Origin of the sequence: Rhodobacter sp. NTK016B (assembly GCF_017303295.1) — a bacterium.
Lineage (GTDB): Bacteria > Pseudomonadota > Alphaproteobacteria > Rhodobacterales > Rhodobacteraceae > Pararhodobacter.
The window spans coordinates 87,460-109,248 of record NZ_JAFKOK010000006.1 but is presented as its reverse complement, the minus strand read 5'-3'; the positions used below and the strand labels follow the sequence as shown (position 1 = coordinate 109,248).

The following is a 21,789-nucleotide window of genomic DNA, read 5'->3' as shown; positions in this document are numbered from 1 at the left end:
ACACCTCGCCGCGATTGACAGAGGGCGGCGGCAGCGAAACACTCGTACCGAGACACCCATGCGTCAGGCAGGACCCGATGAAAGCCATTGCGATCTTCACTCACGCACTGCGAATGGTGCTGGGCAATGCCGGCGCTGCGCTGCGCCTTGGCGCGGTGGCGCTGGTGGTCATGGTTGCGCTCAACGTCAGCGTCGGACGCGAAATGATCCTGTCCTCCGTTCCGGGACAACAGATGATGCCCTCGCCCGCGACGCTGTTTCTGTCGCTCGCACGGTTCGTCACCGGCCTTTGGGTCGCGGTCGCATGGCATCGCTACATCCTGATCGAGGAAACGCCCGGTGCCTTCCTGCCGCCATGGCACGGCGCGGCGATCTGGCGCTACGTGAAGGCCGGGGTCATTCTCGGGCTTGTTCTGGCTGCGGTGTTCATACCCTTCATGGCGGTCAGCGGCCTGATCCTGGCGCCGATGATGGGCGCGACATCGGCCTCGCCGGGAATGCTGGTGGTGCTGATCGGGTTCCTCGTGGTCTTCCTGCCTGCGGGTTACGTCTTCTACCGGCTTGCCCCGATCCTGCCCGCGGCGGCCATCGGCAACCGCCTCACCCTGCGCGAGGCATGGTTCCAGACATCGACCGGCGGCGGCGCAATCTTCGGGCTGACCCTGATTTCGGTACTGGCCAGCTGGCTGGTTCAGGTTCCGGGCACGCTCCTTGGCCAGATCAGCGTGCCGCTCGGCCTGTTATGCATGGCTGTGGTGCAATGGCTGGTGATGCTCGTCGGGGTCAGTATCATGACCACCCTCTACGGCCATTACATCGAGAAGCGAGACCTGAATGCCTGACCTGCGCCAATCCGGACGCCCCGAACTTCTGCGCGGGGTCGTTCATCCGTGGCACCACGACATTTTCGGCCACATGAATGTGCGCCACTACGCGCCGTTCTTCGACGACGCCTCGTTCTTCCTCTACACCACGCTGAACATCCCGATCTCGTGGATGATGGAGGAACACGGCGTGCATATCGTCTCGGCCAAGGCCGAAACCAATTTCATTCAGGAACTCAAGGCGGGTGACAGTTTCATCATCGACGGCGCCGCGCGCCGGCTGGGCGGCAAGTCGATGACCTTCCACCTGCGGATGATCCATGCCGAAACCGGCGCGTTGCACGCGACCTATGACCTGACCGAAGTTTTTTTCGACCCCAAGACGCGAAAATCCGCCCCCATGCCCGAGGCCGTGCGCACGCGCCTGACCCCGCACCTGATCGCGGATTGACAAAAGGGGCCGCCTCGCCGGCCGCCCCATCTTTAATCCAGAAATATCCCGGGGGGTGAGGCCGCAGGCCGAGGGGGGCAGCGCCCCCCTGCTGCCGGGATCAAAGCACGTAGCGGCTCAGATCTGCCGAGCGCGACAATTCGCCGATATTCGCCTCGACATAATCGGCGTCTACCGTGACCGTTTCGCCGCCCTTGTCGGGGGCAAGGAAGCTCAGCTCTTCGAAGACCCGTTCCATCACCGTGTAGAGTCGGCGCGCGCCGATATTCTCGACACTCTGATTGACCTCGGCGGCGATCTTCGCCAGCGCGCGGATGCCGTCCTCGGTGAACTCGATCCCTACGGCCTCGGTCTGCATCAGGGCCGTGTACTGGCGGGTGAGGGCATTGTCGGTCTCGGTCAGGATGCGGACGAAATCGTCTTCGCTCAACGCGCGCAGTTCGACCCGGATCGGCAGGCGGCCCTGAAGTTCGGGCAGCAGATCCGAAGGCTTGGCGACGTGGAACGCGCCCGAGGCGATGAACAGGATATGGTCGGTCTTGACGGCGCCGTGCTTGGTCGAAACCGTCGTGCCCTCGATCAGCGGCAGCAGGTCGCGTTGCACGCCCTCGCGGCTGACATCGGCGCCGCGCGTTTCGGCGCGGGCGCAGACCTTGTCGATCTCGTCGAGGAAGACGATGCCGTTCTGCTCGACCGCTTCCAGCGCGGCGGCTTTCACGGTTTCCTCGTCCAGCAGTTTGTCGGCTTCTTCGCTCAGTAGGATCTCGTGGCTTTCCTCGACCGTCATGCGCTTCTTGACCGTGCGCTGGCCAAAGGCCTTGCCGAAGATATCGCCTAGATTCATCCCTTGCGCCTGCATGCCCGGAAGCTCCAGCATCGGCATCGCGGGCGGCGCGTCCGAGACTTCCAGCTCAATCACCGTATCGTCCAGCTCGCCTGCGCGCAGCTTTTTGCGAAACAGGTCCCGCGTGCCCGAGCGCGCCTCTTTGCCGGCGATCGCGTCCAGCACGCGTTCCTCGGCGTTCTGTTGAGCGCGCGAGGCCACTTCGCCCCGCATCGCTTCGCGGGTCATCACCATCGCGCTGTCGACCAGATCGCGGATGATCTGCTCCACGTCGCGCCCGACATAGCCGACTTCGGTGAATTTCGTCGCCTCGACCTTCAGGAACGGCGCCTTGGCCAGCTTTGCCAGACGGCGGCTGATCTCGGTCTTGCCGACGCCGGTCGGGCCGATCATCAGGATGTTCTTGGGATAGACCTCGTCGCGCAGATCCGCGCCCAGCTGCTTGCGCCGCCAGCGATTGCGCAGGGCCACGGCTACGGCGCGTTTGGCGTCGGCCTGGCCGATGATGAAGCGATCCAGCTCGCTGACGATTTCGCGGGGGGTCAGGTCGGTCATGGGAACTCCTTCGTGCGTCTCCCACTTGGGCGCTCACCGCCCGGATGGCAAGAGGCAGGGCGGTTTCCCGCCCCGCCCCGGCCCGCAAGCAGGCGCGTTCAGTCCTTCAGAAAGTCCAGAAGGGCTGCGTTGAATGCGTCGGGATGGCTGGTGTTGCAGCCATGCGGCGCGTCGGGGATCGTCACCAGTTCGGCATGGGTCACCATCCGGTGCGTGCGCTGGCCCGACCCTTCGAACGGGACGATCCCGTCGGCCAGCCCGTGCAGCACCAGTGCGGGGATTTCGATCTTGATCAGGTCGTCGCGGAAATCGGTCGTGGCCCAGGCCTGCATGCATCCCAGAGCTGCTTCAGGCGAGCTTTGCAGGCAGAGATCGAGCGCTTCCTTGCGCTCGTCCTCGGTCACCTTCAGCGTGTCGCCTGTGGTGAAGAAATCCTTGGTGAATTGCTCGAAAAACGCCTGCCGGTCGGCGGTCAGATTTGTCTCGAATTCGTTGGCCGTCGCATCGTCCAGCGGGCCTTCGGGATTGTCGTCGCTCTGTTTCAGATAGGGCGGCACGGCCGAGGCGAAGACCACGCTATGCAGCCTTTCCGCGCCATGCGTGGCGACATAGCGCGCGACCTCACCACCGCCCATGGAAAACCCGACCAGCGTCGCATCGCGCAGGTCCAGATCGGTCATCAGCCGGTCCAGATCCTGCGTCAGCGTGTCGTAATCATATCCGGTCGCAGGCTTGTCGGACCGACCGAAACCGCGCCTGTCATAGGCGATGACGCGGTAACCGGCCTCGCTCAGGGCGGGGATCTGCTTGGACCACGCGGCCGAGGACAGCGGCCAGCCATGGATGAGGACGACGGGACGACCCGTCCCGCCGGTATCCTGATAATAAAGGGGCATGCGGTTTTCTCCTGTTCATTGTCAGACAGAAAACCGGCAGGCCCGGGTCAGGGTTCCTTGCGGATCGTTTCGACCGTCAGGTTGCCATTGGTGTAGACGCAGATCGAGGCGGCGATTTCCATCGCCTTGCGGGCGATCTTTTCGCCGTCCCAGTCGGTCTCCATCAGGCCCCGCGCGGCCGAGGCGGCAAAGTTCCCGCCCGACCCGATCGCGGCGATGTCATATTCGGGTTCCAGCACGTCGCCCGCGCCGGTCAGCACGAACAGCTCGGCCCCGTCGGTGACGATCAGCATCGCTTCGAGATTGCGCAGATACTTGTCGGTGCGCCAGTCCTTGGCCAGCTCGACACAGGCGCGCGCCAACTGGCCCGGCGTCGCTTCCAGCTTGTTTTCCAGCCGCTCGAGCAGCGTGAAGGCGTCGGCGGTCGAGCCCGCGAACCCCACGACGATTTCGCGCCCCGGGGCGCCCACGCGGCGCACCTTGCGAGCGGTGCCCTTGATCACGGTCTGGCCAAGGCTCACCTGCCCATCGCCCGCAACCACGACCTGTCCGCCCCGGCGAACCGCCAGAATCGTCGTGCCGTGCCAGCCGGGAAACTTGTCGTCTGCCATTACGCATCCCTTTCCTGTTCCGGCCCTATATGGCTTCGGGGTCGCGCTGTCGCAAGGCACGGCCCCTCTGGCAGCGCCCGCGCAGCGCGGCTAGTCTGCGTGCATGACCATGGTGCACCCCCCCGTTTTCCTGCCCGACCCCGAGGCCACCGACGCGCTGGCGGCGCGGCTGGCCGCCTGCGTGGGGGCGGGCGACGTGCTGCTGCTCGACGGGCAGATCGGCGCGGGCAAGACGCATCTGGCGCGCGCCCTGATCCGTGCACTGGGCGTGGCCGAGGATGTGCCGTCGCCCACGTTCACGCTGGTGCAGGTCTATGACGCGGCGACGACCGAGATCTGGCACGCCGATCTCTATCGGCTGGGCGATCCGGACGAGGTGATCGAGCTGGGCCTCTCGGATGCGTTCGAAACCGCGCTTTGCCTTGTCGAATGGCCCGCCAAGCTGGGGCCCGAGCGGCCCAAGGGCGCGCTGGAGCTGCGGTTCACGCTGGAAGGGGACGGTCGGGCGGTCGCGTTCCTGTCCGATGATCCGGCATGGGAGGCGCGGCTTGCAGATCTTTGAACCCAACGGCGCGCCCCGCGTCTTTGGCGTGGCCCCCGGCGCGGATTTCCCCGCCGAGCTGGCGCGCGGTTTGCGGGCGCGGTTTGCCGGTCAGCCGCCCGAGGCGCTGGCGCGCTGCGACGTGCTGGTGAACACCGCGCGAATGCAGACCCGGCTGAGGGAAGCGCTGATGACCCAAGGTCCGGGCTTTCTGCCCCGGATCCGGTTGCTGACCGAGATCGCGGGCGGCGAGGTCGATCCGCCCCTGCGCACCCGGTTCGAACTGTCCCAGCTGATCCGCCAGTTGTTGCAGGCCGAACCCGATCTGGGCCCGACTTCGGCGGCCTTCTCGCTGGCCGAAAGCCTGTTCGGCCTGCTCGACGAGATGCAGGGCGAGGGCGTGTCGATGGAGATCCTCGACGATCTCGACGTGTCGCAGCATTCGCTGCACTGGGATCGCTCGCTGCGCTTCATCCGGCTGATCGCGCGGTTTCTGGGCCCGGCCTCAGGCGGGCAGGCCCGGCTGCGCGCCGCCGTGACGCAGCTTGTCGCCGACTGGCAGGACGCGCCGCCCGCGCACCCGATCATCGTCGCCGGTTCCACCGGTTCGCGCGGGCCGAATGCGATGCTGATGCACGCGGTCAGCCGTCTGCCGCAGGGCGCGCTGGTCCTGCCGGGTTTCGATTTCGACCTGCCGGACGCGGTGTGGCGGCAGCTTGATGAGCCGCTGGAATCCGAAGACCATCCGCAATTCCGCTATGCACATCTGATGGCCGCGCTCGACCTGCCGCCACGGGCGGTTCAGGGCTGGTCTGAGGCCCCGGCGCCCGATGCCGCGCGCAACACGCTGATTTCGCTGGCGCTTCGGCCCGCACCTGTGACCGATCAATGGCTGCGCGACGGGCCTGCGCTGGGCGATCTGCACAAGGCCACCGCGCATCTGTCGCTGATCGAGGCCCCCAGCCCCCGCGCCGAGGCACAGGCGATTGCGCTGTGTCTGCGCGACGCCGCCGTGTGCGGCAAGCGTGCTGCGCTGATCACCCCCGACCGGACGCTTGCGCGCCGGGTTACCGCTGCGCTCGACCGCTGGCACCTGACACCCGATGATAGCGCCGGGCGGCCGCTGGGCCTGTCTGCGCCGGGCCGCTTCCTGCGCCAGACGGCCGAGTTGCTCACCGGCACCGTGACCGCCGAGGCGCTGATCGCGCTGCTCAAGCATCCGCTCGCCCATAGCGCGGGCGGGCGGGGCGATCACCTGCGCCATCTGCGCGATCTGGAGCTTTATCTGCGCCGCTTCGCCGTGCCTTTCCCCGACGCCGACGCGTTGGCCGATTTCGCCGCCAGGGGGCCCGAGCGCGGTGACTGGGCCGCGTGGCTGTCCGGGGCGCTGGAGACAAGGCCCGAGGAGGGTGAGCGCCCGCTGGAAGACTGGGTCGCGGCGCACGAGGCATTCGCCACGCTTCTTGCCGGCGGCACCGAGGAGGGCACGGGCGAGCTGTGGCTGAAAGAGGCAGGCCGCGCCGCCCGCGCGCTGTTCGACGAGCTGACGCTTCACGCCCCGCATGGCGGCGCCGTCACCGGGCGCGATTATCTGGCCATTCTGGACGCTCTGTTCGTCGGCAAAGAGGTGCGCGAGATCACCCAAAGCCACCCTGAGGTGATGATCTGGGGTACGCTGGAAGCCCGCGCGCAGGGGGCGGATCTGGTGATCCTTGGCGGGCTAACCGAGGGGACATGGCCCTCGGCCCCCAGCCCGGACCCGTGGTTCAACCGGCAGATGCGGCGCGATGCCGGGCTGTTGCTGCCAGAGCGCCAGATCGGTCTGTCCGCGCATGATTTCCAACAGGCCGCCGGGGCGCCCAACGTGGTGCTGTCGCGCGCCGCGCGCAATGCCGAGGCGCAGACCGTGCCGTCGCGCTGGCTCAACCGGCTGACCAACCTGATTGCGGGGCTGCCGGGGCAGGGGGGCGATGCCGCGCTGGCGGCGATGCGCGAACGGGGGCGCCACTGGCTGCAGCAGGCACAGATCCTCGACGCCGATCTGCGCGCGGTGCCGGAGGCCAGCGCGCGCCGCAACCCGCGCCCTGCGCCCGCGCCGCCTGCAAAGGCGCGGCTGAGCGGGCTGCCGGTGACGCGGGTCGAGATGCTGATCCGCGACCCTTACCACATCTATGCCGAGCGGATTCTCAAGCTTTCGCGGCTGGACCCGCTGTCTCCGCAGGCCGATGCGCGACTGCGCGGCACGGTGCTGCACCGGGTGCCCGAGGAATATCTCAAATCCCATCCGCCCGGCACGCCGCCCGACCGCGAGGCCTTTCTGCGGATCGCGGAACAGGTGCTGGACGCGTATTGCCCCTGGCCCGCGACCCGCCAGCACTGGCGCGCGCGGCTCGATCCGGTGGCGCAGGATTTCGTCACCTGGAACGCGGCGCTTCCCGGCACCCCGGTGCTGAGCGAACAGAAAGGCGCGATGACACTGGCCGAGCCGCCCTTCACGCTGACCGGGAAACCCGACCGCATCGACCGACTGCCCGACGGGCGGCTGCAGATCTACGATTACAAGACCGGCGCGCTGCCCGGCGCGAAGGAGGTGGTGCATTTCAACATCCAGCTCAAACTGCTGGCGCTGATGGCGATGCAGGACGCGTTCGGCATCGGCGCGGGCGACGTGGCTCTGGCTGAATTCGTCTCGCTCGGTTCGAAATTTGCGCGGCGCGACGGCGAGGCCGACCCCGACAGCGTCGCCGATACCCGCGCGCGGCTGTTGCGTTTTATCGCCACCTACCGCAAGCCGGATCAGGGTTTCACCGCCCTTCGCGCGCCGAAATTCGAAGACCGCGCAGGCGATTACGATGCGCTGTCACGGCGCGGCGAATGGGAGATCACCGACCGGCCCGAAACCCTGCGCGTCGGAGACCACGATGAATGAAGCCTCGCTGAACCAGATCCGCGCGGCCGATCCGCGGGCCTCGACATGGCTGTCGGCCAATGCCGGTTCGGGCAAGACCAAGGTGCTGATCGACCGGGTGGCGCGGCTCTTGCTGAACGGCACTCCCCCGCAGCGCATCCTGTGCCTGACCTATACCAAGGCCGCCGCCAGCGAGATGCAGAACCGGCTGTTCGCGCGGCTGGGCGGCTGGGCGATGCTGGACGACGCGGCGCTGATCGCGCAGCTGCGCGAGATGGGCGAAGCGCATCTCGACCCCGACATCCTGCCCCGCGCCCGGCGCTTGTTCGCCCGCGCGATCGAAACGCCGGGCGGGCTGAAAATCCAGACGATTCACGCCTTTTGTTCGGCTCTGCTGCGCCGGTTTCCGCTGGAAGCGGCGGTTTCGCCCGATTTCACCGAGATCGAGGAACGCAGCCTGCAGCAATTGCGCATGGATCTGCTGGATCGGCTGGCCAGCGGCCCCGATGCGACCATCCTGCGAGCCGTCCTGACCCTGCTGGGGGAAGAGGCGTTCGCCAAGCTGCTCGCGGATCTTGGCCGCCACCGCGACGCCTTTACCGGCGATGCGCCCGATCTGGACCGGCTGTTCGACGTGCCCAAAGGCGCGACCCTGGACGGGATGCTGGCCAGCGTTTTCGACGGGGACGAGGGGGATCTCTTCGCGCGTCTGATCCCCAAGCTGCGGCAGGGCGGGGCCAACGACAACAAGCTGGCGGATGCGCTGTTCGGGCTGGTGCCGGGGCTCGAAGCGCTGCCAGTGCTGGAAGAAAAGCTGCTGACCGGGGCCGGGGCGAAAGAGCCCTTCACCGCCAAGACCGGCAAACACGCGACAAAGCCCACGCAAAAGCTGATCGGCCCCGACGATCTGGATGCGCTCGATCAGCTTGGTGAACGCGTCGAGGCCGCGCGCCTGCTGCGCCTTTCGCTTGCCTCGCGCGATGCCACCGCCGCTTTGCATGCCTTCGCGCGCGCATGGCTGCCTGCGCTCGATGCCGCGAAGGCCGCGCGCGGCTGGCTGGATTTCGACGACCTGATCCGCCTTGCGCGCGATCTGCTGTCGAAAAGCGAAGTCGCACAATGGGTTCTGTTCAAGCTCGATGGCGGAATCGACCATATCCTTGTCGACGAGGCGCAGGATACCTCGCCCGGACAGTGGCAGGTGATCGACCTTCTGACGCAGGAATTCACCGGGGGTGAGGGCGCGCGCGAGACCGAGCGCACGATCTTCGTCGTCGGCGACCGCAAGCAGTCGATCTATTCGTTTCAGGGCGCCGACCTGCAGGGGTTCGAGACCACGCGCGACCGTTTCGACGCGCGTATGGCCGCGTCGCAGCAGCATCTCAACCGGATGGAGCTGAAGCACTCGTTCCGCTCGTCGGACGCGGTGTTGCGGCTTGTCGATCAGTGTTTCGCGCAGGATGCCGGCGGCCTTGGGGGCACGCCCGAGCATCTGGCGTTTCATCCCGCGATGCCGGGCCGCGTCGATCTGTGGCCCGCGATCCCCAAGCCCGACAAGGCCGAGGAAACCGACTGGGAAGATCCGATCGACCGGCCGTCCCCCGACAATGCCGAGGCCGAACTGGCCCGCCGTCTTGCCGCCGAGATCCGCGCCATGCTGGACCGGGGCGAGCAGATCCAGACCGGTGACGGCCCGCGCCCGATCCACGAAGGCGACGTGCTGATCCTTGTTCGCCGCCGTCGGCTGCTGTTTCACGCCATCATCCGCGCCTGCAAGGCCGAGGGCCTGGAAATCGCCGGGGCCGACCGGCTGGCGCTGGGCGAGGTTCTGGCGGTCAAGGATCTGATCGCGCTGTTGCGCTTCCTTGCCTTGCCCGAAGACGACCTGTCGCTGGCCACGGTGCTGCGGTCGCCGCTGTTCGGGCTGGACGAAGACGCGCTGTTCCGTCTGGCGCAGGGGCGGCCGGGCTATCTGTGGGAAAAGATGCGCAAGGACCCCGCCGGTCATGAGGCGATCCTGAGCGTGCTGAACGACCTGCGCGATCAGGTCGATTTCCTGCGTCCCTACGAACTGATCGAGCGCGTGCTCACCCGGCACGATGGTCGCCGCCGCATCCGCGCTCGTTTCGGCGCCGAGGCCGAGGATGCGCTGGAAGCCTTCGTCGATCTGGCCATGGCTTACGAGCAGGGGCATGTCCCCTCGCTCGACGGGTTCCTTGGTTGGCTCGATGCCTCGGATGCCGAGGTTCAGCGACAAGCCGAAGGCAAGGGGCGCTGCATCCGGGTGATGACGGTACATGGCTCGAAAGGGCTGGAATCGCCCATCGTCATCCTGCCTGACACCGCCTATCGGCAGGACCCGCGCGGCGGTGCCGTGACCGTGGCTGCGGGTGTGCCGATCCTGCGCGCGACGAAGGACAACGCGACCGATCTGCAGCGCGAGGCCGATCAGCACGATCTGGATCTGCGCAGCGAAGAGGGCGACCGCCTGCTCTATGTCGCGCTGACGCGGGCGGAAAGCTGGCTCATCGTTTGCGGCGCGGGCGAGGTCGACAAGCCCTGCTGGTATCAGAGCGTCGCCAATGCTCTGCCTGCGCTGGGCACTGTGCCGCTGGAATCACCCACCGGACCGGGGCAGCGGCATGTCCATGGCGACTGGCCCGAAGCGCAGCCCGGTTCCGCGCGCCAGACGACCGAGGCCGCGCCGTTTATCGACCTGCCGCCCGTGCCCGTCCTGCCGCATCGCGCGCCCGTGCTGACGCCGTCCGCGCTGGGCGGGGCCAAGGCGTTGCCGCTGCTCGATGGCGGCCCGCCCGAGGATAGCGAGCAGGCGATGGCGCGCGGCACGCTGATCCACGTTCTGCTGGAACATCTGGCGCCCCTGCCGCCCGATCTGCGCGCCGAGCGGGGTGAGATCCTGATCGCCGGGCATCAAGGCGGTCCCGAGGCATTGGCGCAAGCGCTGGCCGTTCTGGACGCGCCCGCGCTTGCGTCCGTCATGGGCCCCGACGCGCTGGTCGAGGTGGCGCTGTCGGGCACGTGGAACGATCAGCCGATCTGGGGCGTGATCGACCGGCTGATCGTCACGCCCGACCGGGTACTTGCGGTCGATTTCAAATCCAACCGACAGGTTCCTGCCAGTGCCGATGCGGTGCCCGAGGGGCTGTTGCGGCAAATGGGCGCCTATGCGCATCTGCTGTGCGGGGTTTATCCTGATCGCCGGGTCGATTGCGCGCTTTTGTGGACCGCGACCGCGACGCTGATGCCGCTTTCGGCCGAGGTGGTCGTGGCGGCGCTCGAACGGGCCGCCCTTGACCCCGATCCGGGGGGTTCCTAGTTAGAAGCAGACCCGAAGTTAAGCCCCCCACAGCACCCGATTCCGTCAGGAGATTCCGACATGGCTACTTTTCCCGTGACCGACGCCACTTTTGACGAGGAAGTGCGCAACAGCGACCTGCCCGTCGTCATCGATTTCTGGGCCGAATGGTGCGGCCCGTGCAAGCAGATCGGCCCGGCGCTGGAAGAGCTGTCGGAACAGTTCGAAGGCCGCGTCAAGATCGCCAAGGTCAATGTCGATGAGAACCCGCAGGTGACCGCCGCCATGGGAATCCGTGGCATCCCGGCGCTGTTCCTCGTCAAGGACGGCCAGATTGTCGCCAACAAGGTCGGCGCGGCGCCCAAGGCTGCGCTGCAAAGCTGGATTGAAGGCTCGATCTGAGCCCTTCACCCAAGTTGGCAGGGAAACGCCGGGTCGGAGGACCCGGCGTTTCTCGTTTTAAGGGGGCGCATGTCCGCCGGTCGTGACCCGCTCCGTCAGGCGCTGGCGCGCAGAACCTGCGCGCGGCTGCTTTCCGGTGCCGGTCGTTCGCGCGGGGCGAAAGTGATCATGACCGCCCCGGTCGAGGTACGCCGCGCATCGACCTGCAGCGTCTCGCCATCCGGCAGCCGCATCAGCCCGCGGATCGCCGTCGCTTCCGAGCGCGGGGCGCGGGTCAGGGCCGCGACCTTGTTCCACAATTCGGGGTCGTCCCCGGCCTCGCGCCAGTTTTCCAGCGCCTCGGGCAGGGTGACGGCGGTCAGGGTCTCTTCCCCGTCAAGCGTCCAGAGTTCGGAAAAAGCGGTATTGGTCAGCAGCAATTCGCCATTCGGCGCAAAGACCGCGATCGCATCGTCGAGCTGGTTCAGCACCGACTGGCTCGTTTCCATTTCGGCGCGGACATTGCGCGTCAGATGCGTTTCCGAGGTGATGTCCTCGATCAGGAAGGCCAGCGCGCCGTCGGGATGGGGATTGGCGCTGACGCGGAACGTCTGGCCCGAAGACAGGCTCCATGTTTCTTCGAAACCGCCGGTGGGCGCGCTCATCTCGATATCCAGCAAGCGCTTGGCCCAGCTGCGATAATCACGCGGCTCGGGCAGGACGTGCTTGTCGCGCATCCGGTTGAGGAACCCTTCGATCCCCGGCTTCGACAGCAGGAATTCGGGTTCCAGCCCGGTCAGATCCGTCAACGCCGGATTGAACATCTGCAGCCGGCGCGAGCGGTCGAAAACTGCCAGCCCGATCGGCAACGTGGCGAAGGTCTTGGTCAGCGTCTGCACGAATTCATGCTTCGCGCGTTCGGCCCGGTGGGCGGCGTCGGCGGGCACGGCGAAATTCAGCGTGCCCGAGGGATGTTCGACCCGCGAGATATCGAACCACGACTTGCGCGCGCCGATATGGGTGGCGCGGGCCGGCGGGCTGCCGGGTTCGTTCACGCTGTTGAACAGAACCGGCATCGGCCACCGCAGGGCTTCGCCCGGCCGCGCGTCGGTCAGGCATTTCAGATAGGCGGCATTGGCCCAGGTGATGCGCGACTCGCTGTCTTCGCGCCACAAAAGAAGCGGGGCTTGTTCCGTCACCTCACGCAGCAAGGTCAGTTCGTCTTGCAGCGCGCGATAGCTTAGCCGGTCCAGCACAACACTGGCATCTTCGGCGCGGGTGTCGATCACCACCACCCGGACCGCGCCGGCGACCCATTCCAGCGTCAATTCCAGCCCGTTGTCGTCGCGGCCCGGAACCCGAGCCTGCTGAGAGACGGGCAACCCGTCGAGCCGGTCCTGAAAATCGGGGAATTCGGTCATCAGGAAGCGCGACAATCGCGTCCAGTCCTCGCCCGCGCCCTTGTCACTGTGCCGCAGGGAATCCAGCAGGGACGCGCCCCGCGGATTGACATCGATCAGCGCGCCGGAATCGATCAGAAAGGCGGCATCGCCGCCGGGACCGAGTGGCTGAATTGCCGAGCCCCGCGGCCCGCGAAGCGCGCCGACCAGCAACAAAATACCCAGCACCGTCAGCGCCGAAGTGCCTGTAAGAACGAGCGCGAAGGTTAGTGACGCGGGCATGAATTCCCCCAAATTCGCGGACCAGGAGACGCGGCGCAGTCGCTTTCGCTTGACGAAGAGCCGATTCCCGGGAGGAACCCAGATTTCGTCAGAATGGTTAAGTCGGGGTAAACATCGGCAAGAATCCGCCTGCCATCAATGGATAGGCGCGTTATCGCCCAAGGCACGGCGCGGATCGGCCTGAATCGCCGATAGCGGCCAGCGGACCTCGGCCAACGCGCCGCACCGCACGCCCGGCGCCATGCGAGGATGTCCGTTGCCCGCGCAATTGCGAAACCGCACCTCGGCCCCGGTCCGAGCCAGCAGCGTCTTGGCGATGAACAGCCCCAGCCCCATCCCTTCGTATTCGGGCCGCGTCTGGTCACGCGGGGTGGCGCCATGGCGGTCGCGCAGATAGGGGTCGCCGATCCGGGTCAGCAGATGCGGCGGAAAGCCCGGGCCGTCATCGATCACCCGGACGGACAGGGAATCGGGTGTAAGATCGGCCTCGACCCAGACGCTGGACTGGGCGAAATCGACCGCGTTCTGGATCAGGTTGCGCAGGCCGTGGATGATCTCGGGGCGGCGCTGGATCTCTGTCAGCCGCGCTTCGGCGCCCGCAATATCGACAATCAGCGCCTTGCCTCGGTCGGCATGCGGCGCGGCGGCTTCCTCTAGCACGGTCTCAATGGGCGCGTGATGGACATGCAGGTCGGTCTTTCCTGCCTGACCCATTGAGCGCAGGATCGCACGGCAGCGGTCGGCCTGTTCGCGCAGAAGCCGCGCGTCGTCCTTCAGGTCGGGATCGTCGAGCGCGTCGATCAGTTCCGACGAGACCAGCTTGATGGTCGCCAGGGGTGTGCCCAGCTCATGCGCGGCGGCGGCGACCACGCCGCCCAGATCGGTCAGCTTCTGTTCACGCGCCAATGCCAGCGAGGTCGCCAGAAGCGCCTCGGTCAGCGCATGCTTCTCGGCCGCGACCGAGCGAGAATAGAGCCCGATAAAGGCGATGCCGATCACCAGCGCGATCCAGAACCCGAAGCGAAACAGGTCCGGCAGCACCAGAATATCGCCGTTCACCGTGCGCAAAGGCTCGAACGAGAAGGCCAGCAGCGAGGCCAGCGCCACCGCCAGCCCGCCGAGGATCAGCACCGAGCGCAGGGTCAGCGCGGTCGCGGCGATGGTCACGGGCGCAATCAGCAGCAGGCCGAACGGGTTGTTCATGCCTCCGGTCAGGAACAACAGCAGCGCAAGCTGCGTCGTGTCAAAGACCAGCGTCAGCAGCGCTTCAGATTCCGACAGCCGGCGCGAACGCGGAAAAACCACGGTCGACAGCAGGTTGGACGCCGCCGACACCGCAACGACGGCCAGACACAGGCTGAGCGCGAAATACAGATCGAACACGTAATGCGCGATCAGCAGCGCGAAAACCTGCCCGCTTGCCGCCAGCCAGCGCACGCGAGTCAGGGTCTGCAGGCGTACCCACTGGCCCTGAACATCGCGGTTCATCAATCCCTGGGCTTGTCTGTCCATCGGCGTCCTGTTGTCGCGGAGAGGGATTTGCGCCTTGTTACGCTCGCTGGCCTGAGGCATCAAGCGCGGGAAAGCGACATGAGGAATGCCGGAATGACACGCAGCTATGCCATCGGGGCCGCCGCCTTTGTAACGCTGATGCTTGTGACGCTGGCGGTGCTGGCCTTTCTGCAGCCGCCATGGATGCGCCAGCTTCTGGGCATGTCCGACGATCCCTTCGCGCCCTGCCGGACCTCGGTGGCGATGGGCGGGCTCGACCAGATCGGCGGCCCGTTCGAGCTGATCAACGCTCAGGGCGAGACGGTCACCGATGCCGATGTGATCACCGAGCCGTCGATCCTGTATTTCGGCTATACCTTCTGCCCCGATGTCTGTCCGCTCGACAGTGCCCGTAACGCGCTGGCGACCGAGATTCTCGAAGCCGAGGGCGAGATCGTGCAGCCGGTCTTCATTTCGGTCGATCCCGCGCGCGACACGCCGGAAGTGGTGGGTGAATTCGCTTCGATCTTTCATCCGCGCATGGTCGGCCTGACCGGAAGCGACGAACAGGTCCGCGCCGCGTCGCGCGCTTACCGGACCTATTTCAACCGCAATGACGGCGAAGGCTCGGACGAGTTCTACCTCGTGGACCATTCGACCTTCAGCTATCTGGTGCTGCCGGGTCACGGAACGGTCGAAATCTTCCGCCACGACGAAAGCGCCGAAGCGGTCGCCGAAAAGACGCAGTGCTTCCTGTCGCGCGCCTGAAACGGGTCCGGTTCCTGACGGGCCGCCGCGGCGCGAGGGGCCGGATGCCGCAAAACGCATCCGGATTTGATTTTCGCGCGTAAGCTGACTAGATCGTTTGAAGAAACGCGAGGACCTGCGCATGAGCGACGACATCCTGCTCGATCTTGGGGACGACCCGTCCCTTCTGTTGGTCGATGATGATGAGGTGTTCCTCAAGCGCCTCGCCCGCGCGATGGAGCGGCGCGGCTTCGTGGTCGATACCGCCGGGTCCGTCGCTGCGGGCAAAGCGCTCGCCGTCTCGCGCCCGCCCGCCTATGCGGTGATCGACCTGCGGCTGGAAGACGGCAACGGGCTCGACGTGGTCGAAGCGCTGCGCGCCAAACGTCCCGATGCCCGGATCGTCGTGCTGACTGGTTATGGCGCCATTGCCACCGCCGTCGCGGCGGTCAAGATCGGCGCGACGGACTATCTGTCGAAGCCCGCCGATGCCGGGGAAGTGGTCAACGCCCTGCTGCAGCGCGAAGGCGACGTTCTGCCCGAGCCGCCGGAAAACCCGATGTCCGCCGACCGTGTCCGCTGGGAGCATATCCAGCGCGTCTACGAGCAATGCGACCGCAATGTCAGCGAGACCGCGCGCCGTCTGTCGATGCACCGCCGCACGCTGCAACGCATCCTCGCCAAGCGCTCGCCGCGCTGAGCCGGGCGCTCTTTCAGCCTTTGCTGTCGATCTCGGCCATCAGCCGGGCGTGACGGGCGATGTAGTCGGCGCGCACTTCGGCCGGCGGGCGGGGCTTGATCGTGATGCCAGCGACCGCGTCGTTGGGGCGGCCGAAAATCCGGTTGGCCTCGCCTTCGGAAAAGCCCGCGATCTGTGTCGCTTCCAGCCAGGCGCTGAGCGTGTCGGCGCGCTTGATCCGGGCCTTGACCGTTTTCGGCAGCGCCGAGGGCAGGCCGAAGCGCAGATGGATTGCCGTCGTCAGCCGCGCGTCCAGCAGGCCATAGCTGGGCCCCACCGCCGCCTTCACGGGCGAGATCATGTCGCCGATCACGTATTCCGGGGCGTCGTGCAGCAGCGCCGCCAGACGCCAGCGTGCGGGCCAGCCGGGATTGAGCCGCTCGACCAGCGTTTCCACCAGCAGCGAATGCTCGGCCACCGAATAGGGCCAGTCGCCGGTCGTCTGCCCGTTCCAGCGCGCGACGAAGGCCAGCCCATGCGCGATGTCCTCAAGCTCGATATCCATCGGCGTCGGGTCCAGCAGATCGAGCCTGCGGCCCGACAGCATCCGTTGCCAGGCACGCGGCTGCTTCATGATCGTCTCCGGGAAGCGCGAGGGGGGGACTCGCGTTGAGGGGCGGCGCGGGGCCGTTTCCCGGTCGATACCCAATCGCGCGCCGTCTCTCAACCCGTCAGGCAAGGGGCCGGGCGGGAGGGCGGGCGTGGCGGTTCGCGAAACACCAAGACCCCCCGCCCCGCCCGCAGGAAAGGCCTGACGGCAGCGGGATGGCGCAACGCAAAAGGGCCACCCCGTCGGGTGGCCCTTTGGTCAGATGTCTGACGCGGTCCTGAGATCAGGCCACGGCATCCTTAAGCGCCTTGGCGACGGTGACCTTCACCGCGCGGTCGGCGGGCTTCGTCAGCGTCTCGCCGGTGGCGGGGTTGCGCACTTCGCGCTCGGGGCGAGCGCGGCAGGCAACTTTGCCGATGCCCGGCAGGGTGACGGCGCCGCCGGCGGCGACTTCGCTGGCGACGATCGAGGCCAGGGTATCGAGCGCCGAGGCGGCGGTCTTCTTGTCGGCGCCCATCTGTTCGGCGAGGGTCGCGACGAGCTGGGTCTTGGTCATCGGCTTGGTGGTCATTCTCTTGCTCTCCGTATGTCAAGCGACGGTGGCGGGGTTCTGAGGTCCCGCTGATGTGGTGCAGCGCGTCTATCTTCTGCGCGCGGATCAGGCAATCGCAAAGGCACTGGTACAGGCGAAATTACACCGAAAACACGGCGTTTCGCTTGGAAATCCGGCCTTACAGAAAGGCCGTTTCCTCGAAGCTGCGCAGTTTGCGAGAATGGATGCGATCCAGAGGCATCTCGCGCAGACGTTCCATCGCCCGTACACCGATCAGAAGGTGGCGCGCAACCTGCGTCTTGTAGAAAGCCGAGGCCATGCCGGGCAATTTCAGCTCGCCATGCAGCGGCTTGTCCGACACGCATAGCAGGGTCCCATAGGGCACGCGGAAGCGGAAACCATTGGCCGCGATCGTTGCGCTTTCCATGTCGAGCGCGATGGCCCGCGACTGGCTGAGCCGTTGCACGGGGCCGGAATGGTCGCGCAGCTCCCAGTTGCGGTTGTCGACAGTGGCGACGGTGCCGGTCCGCATGATGCGCTTAAGCTCGTAATCCTTGAGCTGCGTCATCTCGGCCACCGCTTCCTGCAGGGCGATCTGGATCTCGGCCAGCGCGGGGATCGGCACCCAGATCGGCAGATCCTCGTCCAGCACCTTGTCCTCGCGCAGGTACGCATGAGCCAGCACGAAATCGCCCAGCGACTGCGAGTTCCGCAGCCCCGCGCAATGGCCCACCATCAGCCAGGCATGCGGGCGCAGCACGGCGATGTGGTCGGTCGCGGTCTTCGCGTTCGACGGGCCGACGCCGATATTGACCAGCGTCACGCCCTGACCGTCCTTGCGCTTGAGGTGATAGGTCGGCATCTGCGGCAGGCGCGTCAGCATCGGTATCTTGCCGTCTTCGCTGTCGATCACGTGATTGCCCGGCGAGACGAAGGCGGTATAGCCGCTGTCGGGATCGGCCAGTTGAAGCCGCGCATAGGCTTCGAATTCGTCCACGTAGAACTGGTAATTGGTAAACAGGACGTGGTTCTGGAAATGCTCGGGGTCGGTCGCGGTGTAATGCGCGAGCCGCGCCAGCGAGTAATCCACGCGCTGCGCGGTAAACGGCGCCAGCGGGATCGACCCGTCGGCGTTGCGCACGCCTTCGCCGTTGACGATGTCGTCATTGGTAATCGACAGGTCCGGCACGTCGAACACGTCGCGCAGGGTAAAGGCCAGCTCGCCCGCCATCGCCACATCGTCGCGCCCGGCCATGGCGAAATGCAGCGGGATCGGCGTGTCGGAATAACCGATGACCACCGGCTGGCCGTGGTTCTTCAGCAAAAGGTCGATCTGCTGTTCCAGATAATGCCGGAACAAATCGGGCCGTGTCACGCTGGTGGCATAGGTGCCGGGTTCGGGCACATAGCCGAAGGCAAGGCGGCTGTCGGGCAGGTCGAACGTCGTCGTGGTCAGGCGAATTTCCGGATAATAGGCGCGCGAACGGGCCTTGGGCATCCCGTCGGACACGGCTTCGCGGAACTGGGCGGCCAGAAAATCGGTCGCGCGGTCATAGAGCATCCGCAGATGCGCCACGGCCTCTTGCGCGTCGGTAAAGGATTGCGGCTCGGCATCGGGTGCCGTCTGGATCGGCAAAGAGCGGGTCGGTTTCATGCATCATCTCGTTTCTTATAAGTGTCCCCTCCCTGCCGCAGGGTTGCGGCGGGCCTATGACACAAGGCTGAGGGGAAAAGTGGTTCCATGCTCCAAGATGGCGGTGAAAGCCGTGTTCGGCAAGGGGTATCGGGAAACCTGACGCAGCGCTGTGCGGCACGGCGCCGGGCTTATCCGCGCTGGACGCCGTCAGGCTGCGCGCAGTTCCGCCCGCACCTGCATCAGCAGCTGTCCCAGCCGGTTGAGCCCCGTTCCCTCCGCGCCGCAGCCCCAGTAGCCGTCGCCGGGCGCGTTCTCGACGATCGGGCGCTGGCCGGTCGACAAAAGCAGGTCGCGCGGAACCGGATGCGTGGCGAATTTCACCCGCAGCGCGTCCAGCATGATCGCGTCCTTCACCGCGTCCCAGTCGTCGCGCAGCGGCAGGTCGCGGGTCATGCCCAGCCCCTTGGCCTGTTTCGGCGTCGACGCGCGGCGTATCTTCTCGCGGTAGCGCGCGTCGTGGAATTTCTGCGCCTGAAAGTAATGCTCGACCGTCGGCCAGTAGACGCCCGCCATTGCCACCCCATAGGGGGCGAAGTTCGAGAATTCGGCATAGGGATCGGTCTGGGCGTAGAACCAGATAGTGTCGGGCGAATGGGTCATGTCGGGTCGTATTGTCGGATATTGCCGTGATCTTGTCATCGGTCGTCCGGCGCGACGGACCGGTTCAGTGAAGACGCATCGCAAAATCGTGGCGGCAGCCGAAAAGCACCCGGAACGCGCCATGGTGTCGTCCTGCTTGAAGCCTCAAGGAGCAGGGTAAACAACGCTTTAGCCATGAGGCCGGGGTACGGTGTCCGGCAAGTTTCATCTTTCCCTGACCGTTTCCGCTTCGGCCATGTCGCTTGCCGCCGGGTCGGCGTTGGCTACGGGCCCGGTAACGATATCCGAGCGCGTCTCCCTCGCCGCTTCGATCAGCGCAGAGCGGGGCTGGACCAGACAAGCGGGCTGGGCGCCCGCATCGACACCGCGACGCTGCGCGTGGGTTTCCGGTTCTGAGATCAGAGCATCAGACAGAAGGACGGCCGCACCTTCGGGCACGGCCGTTTGCGTTCAAAGCGGCAAAGGTTACGCCCGCTTCGCGCCGATCCGGGCAACCCCCAGCACGTCGAGCACCTTCGCTTCGATATCCGCCGCCGTCAGGCCCGCCGCCTCGTACATCTGCGCGGGCGAGGCCTGGTCGATGAAGATGTCGGGCAGAACCATCGAGCGGTACTTGAGGCCGGTATCGAACACGCCCTCCTCGGCCAGAAGCTGCGCGACATGGCTGCCGAAACCGCCGACAGCGCCTTCCTCGATGGTGATCAGCGCTTCGTGGTCGCGGGCCAGCGTCAGGATCAGATCGCGGTCGAGCGGCTTGGCGAAGCGGGCATCGGCGACGCTGGGTTCGATGCCGCGGGCCGACAGCGCCTCGGTCGCCTTCATCACCTCGGACAGGCGGGTGCCGAAGGACAGGATGGCGACGCGCTTGCCCTCGCGGATCATGCGGCCCTTGCCGATTTCCAGCGGCACGCCACGTTCGGGCATCTCGACGCCCTCACCCTCGCCGCGCGGGAAGCGGAAGGCGATGGGACCTGTTTCATGCGCGGTGGCGGTGGCGACCATGTGGACCAGTTCGGCCTCGTCTGCGGCGGCCATGACCACCATGTTGGGCAGATTGGCCAGATAGGCCACGTCGAAGCTGCCGGCATGGGTGGCGCCGTCCGCCCCCACGAGGCCGGCGCGATCGATGGCGAAGCGCACGGGCAGGTTCTGCAGCGCGACGTCGTGGACGACCTGATCGTAACCGCGTTGCAGGAAGGTCGAATACATCGTGCAGAAGGGCTTGAGCCCCCCCGCCGCAAGCGCCGCGCAGAAGGTCACGCCGTGCTGTTCGGCAATGCCCACGTCGAAGCAGCGTTCGGGGAAATGCTCGGCGAACAGATCCAGCCCGGTGCCGGTCGGCATGGCGGCGGTGATCGCGACGACCTTGGTATCGGCCTGCGCTTCCTTGATGAGCGATTGCGCGAAGACTTTGGTGTAGCTCGGCGCGTTCGAGGGCGCCTTGTGCTGCTTGCCGCTGATGACGTCGAACTTGGCGGTTGCGTGGCCCTTGTCGTCGGCCAGCTCGGCGGGACGATAGCCTTTGCCCTTCTTGGTCAGCACATGGATCAGCGTCGGCCCCGAGGCACGGTCATGCACGGTGCGCAGAACCGCCAGCAGGCTGTCCATGTCGTGGCCGTCTACCGGGCCGATATAATTGAAGCCCAGCTCTTCGAACATCGTGCCGCCGACGGTCATGTGCTTGAGCATGTCCTTGGCGCGATGCGCGGCATCCTGGAACGGCGGCGGGAAGAAACCCAGCGCGCCCTTGGCGACGGCTTTCAAATCCTGCAGCGGTTTCTCGGCATAGAGCCGCGACAGATAAGACGACAGCGCGCCGGTGGGGGGCGCGATGGACATCTCGTTATCGTTGAGGATGACGAACAGCCGCTTGCCCATATGGCCCGCATTGTTCATCGCCTCGAACGCCATGCCCGCCGACATCGAGCCGTCGCCGATCACCGCGATGGCGTCGCCCAGCGCCGGGTCGGGCGTGCCGCCCAGATCATGCGCGACCTTGAAGCCCAACGCCGCCGAGATCGAGGTCGAGCTATGCGCGGCGCCGAACGGGTCATAGGGGCTTTCGGTGCGCTTGGTGAAGCCCGACAGCCCGTCCTTCATGCGCAGCGTGCGGATGCGGTCGCGGCGCCCGGTCAGGATCTTGTGCGGATAGGATTGGTGCGACACGTCCCAGATCAGCCGGTCGCGCGGCGTGTCGAAGATCGCGTGGATCGCCACGGTCAGTTCGACCACGCCAAGACCCGCACCCAGATGTCCGCCGGTTTCGCTGACGGCGCTGATCGTCTCGGCCCGCAACTCGTCCGCAACCTGTCTGAGCTGGGAATCGCTCAGCCGTTTCAGGTCGGCAGGACTGTGCACGGTGTCGAGGAGCGGAGTGGCGGGTCGGCTGGTCATGTACGCTCCG

At 66.3% G+C, this 21,789-nt stretch carries 18 protein-coding genes; 8 read left to right on the top strand and 10 right to left on the bottom strand.

Features of this window, described 5'->3' with window-relative positions:
• Nucleotides 1–77 precede the first annotated feature (77 nt).
• Nucleotides 78–842: a hypothetical protein gene (locus JI664_RS09565; RefSeq protein WP_207013515.1), complete on the top strand. Its 765-nt coding sequence runs from the start codon at nt 78–80 to the stop codon at nt 840–842.
• Nucleotides 835–1,275, top strand: coding sequence for an acyl-CoA thioesterase (locus JI664_RS09560; protein ID WP_207013514.1), 441 nt, complete (start codon nt 835–837; stop codon nt 1,273–1,275). The genes JI664_RS09565 and JI664_RS09560 overlap by 8 nt, the downstream gene beginning before the upstream one ends.
• A 100-nt stretch (nt 1,276–1,375) precedes the next feature.
• Here the strand turns inward: JI664_RS09560 and hslU are convergent, their stop codons facing one another.
• The 3 genes from hslU to hslV form a co-directional block, all read right to left on the bottom strand.
• Entirely contained in the window at nt 1,376–2,674 is a 1,299-nt protein-coding gene (gene hslU, locus JI664_RS09555) for an ATP-dependent protease ATPase subunit HslU (protein WP_207013513.1), read from the bottom strand.
• 98 nt (nt 2,675–2,772) lie between these two features.
• On the bottom strand, nt 2,773–3,570 hold the full coding sequence (locus tag JI664_RS09550) for an alpha/beta fold hydrolase (RefSeq protein WP_207013512.1): 798 nt from the start codon (nt 3,568–3,570) through the stop codon (nt 2,773–2,775).
• Between the two features lie 47 nt (nt 3,571–3,617).
• A complete protein-coding gene (gene hslV, locus JI664_RS09545; protein WP_207013511.1) occupies nt 3,618–4,181 on the bottom strand; it encodes an ATP-dependent protease subunit HslV in 564 nt (187 codons plus the stop codon).
• Between the two features lie 103 nt (nt 4,182–4,284).
• Between hslV and tsaE the strand changes: the two genes are divergently transcribed.
• Genes tsaE through trxA form a run of 4 tightly spaced genes read left to right on the top strand, consistent with a single transcriptional unit; the run spans nt 4,285 to nt 11,348 of the window.
• Nucleotides 4,285–4,743 (top strand): tRNA (adenosine(37)-N6)-threonylcarbamoyltransferase complex ATPase subunit type 1 TsaE, encoded by a 459-nt coding sequence (tsaE, locus tag JI664_RS09540; RefSeq protein WP_207013510.1) that lies wholly within the window; start codon nt 4,285–4,287, stop codon nt 4,741–4,743.
• Nucleotides 4,730–7,651, top strand: a complete 2,922-nt coding sequence (gene addB / locus JI664_RS09535; RefSeq protein ID WP_286173992.1) for a double-strand break repair protein AddB — start codon at nt 4,730–4,732, stop codon at nt 7,649–7,651. Before tsaE ends, addB begins: the two co-directional genes overlap by 14 nt.
• Nucleotides 7,644–10,967, top strand: coding sequence for a double-strand break repair helicase AddA (gene addA / locus JI664_RS09530; protein ID WP_207013509.1), 3,324 nt, complete (start codon nt 7,644–7,646; stop codon nt 10,965–10,967). The genes addB and addA overlap by 8 nt, the downstream gene beginning before the upstream one ends.
• 60 nt (nt 10,968–11,027) lie before the next feature.
• Nucleotides 11,028–11,348 (top strand): thioredoxin, encoded by a 321-nt coding sequence (trxA, locus tag JI664_RS09525; protein ID WP_207013508.1) that lies wholly within the window; start codon nt 11,028–11,030, stop codon nt 11,346–11,348.
• 95 nt (nt 11,349–11,443) lie between these two features.
• Here the strand turns inward: trxA and JI664_RS09520 are convergent, their stop codons facing one another.
• The gene (locus tag JI664_RS09520) at nt 11,444–13,009 is read right to left on the bottom strand and encodes a PAS-domain containing protein (protein WP_207013507.1); all 1,566 of its coding nucleotides are present in this window, start codon (nt 13,007–13,009) and stop codon (nt 11,444–11,446) included.
• A 135-nt stretch (nt 13,010–13,144) separates the two neighbouring features.
• Complete coding sequence (gene regB / locus JI664_RS09515; protein WP_207013505.1) at nt 13,145–14,521, bottom strand: sensor histidine kinase RegB; 1,377 nt, start codon at nt 14,519–14,521, stop codon at nt 13,145–13,147.
• 93 nt (nt 14,522–14,614) lie between these two features.
• On the opposite strand from regB, the gene JI664_RS09510 reads away from it, so the two are divergent.
• Nucleotides 14,615–15,268 (top strand): SCO family protein, encoded by a 654-nt coding sequence (locus tag JI664_RS09510; protein ID WP_207013502.1) that lies wholly within the window; start codon nt 14,615–14,617, stop codon nt 15,266–15,268.
• A 121-nt stretch (nt 15,269–15,389) separates the two neighbouring features.
• On the top strand, nt 15,390–15,947 hold the full coding sequence (locus tag JI664_RS09505) for an ActR/PrrA/RegA family redox response regulator transcription factor (RefSeq protein WP_207013500.1): 558 nt from the start codon (nt 15,390–15,392) through the stop codon (nt 15,945–15,947).
• A gap of 13 nt (nt 15,948–15,960) precedes the next feature.
• Here JI664_RS09505 and JI664_RS09500 read toward each other — a convergent pair whose 3' ends face one another.
• The 5 genes from JI664_RS09500 to dxs form a co-directional block, all read right to left on the bottom strand.
• Complete coding sequence (locus JI664_RS09500) at nt 15,961–16,560, bottom strand: HD domain-containing protein (protein ID WP_207013494.1); 600 nt, start codon at nt 16,558–16,560, stop codon at nt 15,961–15,963.
• 259 nt (nt 16,561–16,819) lie between these two features.
• Nucleotides 16,820–17,107: an HU family DNA-binding protein gene (locus JI664_RS09495; RefSeq protein WP_207013492.1), complete on the bottom strand. Its 288-nt coding sequence runs from the start codon at nt 17,105–17,107 to the stop codon at nt 16,820–16,822.
• Between the two features lie 160 nt (nt 17,108–17,267).
• Complete coding sequence (locus JI664_RS09490; protein ID WP_207013491.1) at nt 17,268–18,743, bottom strand: AMP nucleosidase; 1,476 nt, start codon at nt 18,741–18,743, stop codon at nt 17,268–17,270.
• A 189-nt stretch (nt 18,744–18,932) separates the two neighbouring features.
• Entirely contained in the window at nt 18,933–19,385 is a 453-nt protein-coding gene (locus JI664_RS09485) for an NADAR family protein (RefSeq protein WP_207013489.1), read from the bottom strand.
• 465 nt (nt 19,386–19,850) lie between these two features.
• Nucleotides 19,851–21,779, bottom strand: a complete 1,929-nt coding sequence (dxs, locus tag JI664_RS09480) for a 1-deoxy-D-xylulose-5-phosphate synthase (protein WP_207013484.1) — start codon at nt 21,777–21,779, stop codon at nt 19,851–19,853.
• Nucleotides 21,780–21,789 lie beyond the last annotated feature (10 nt).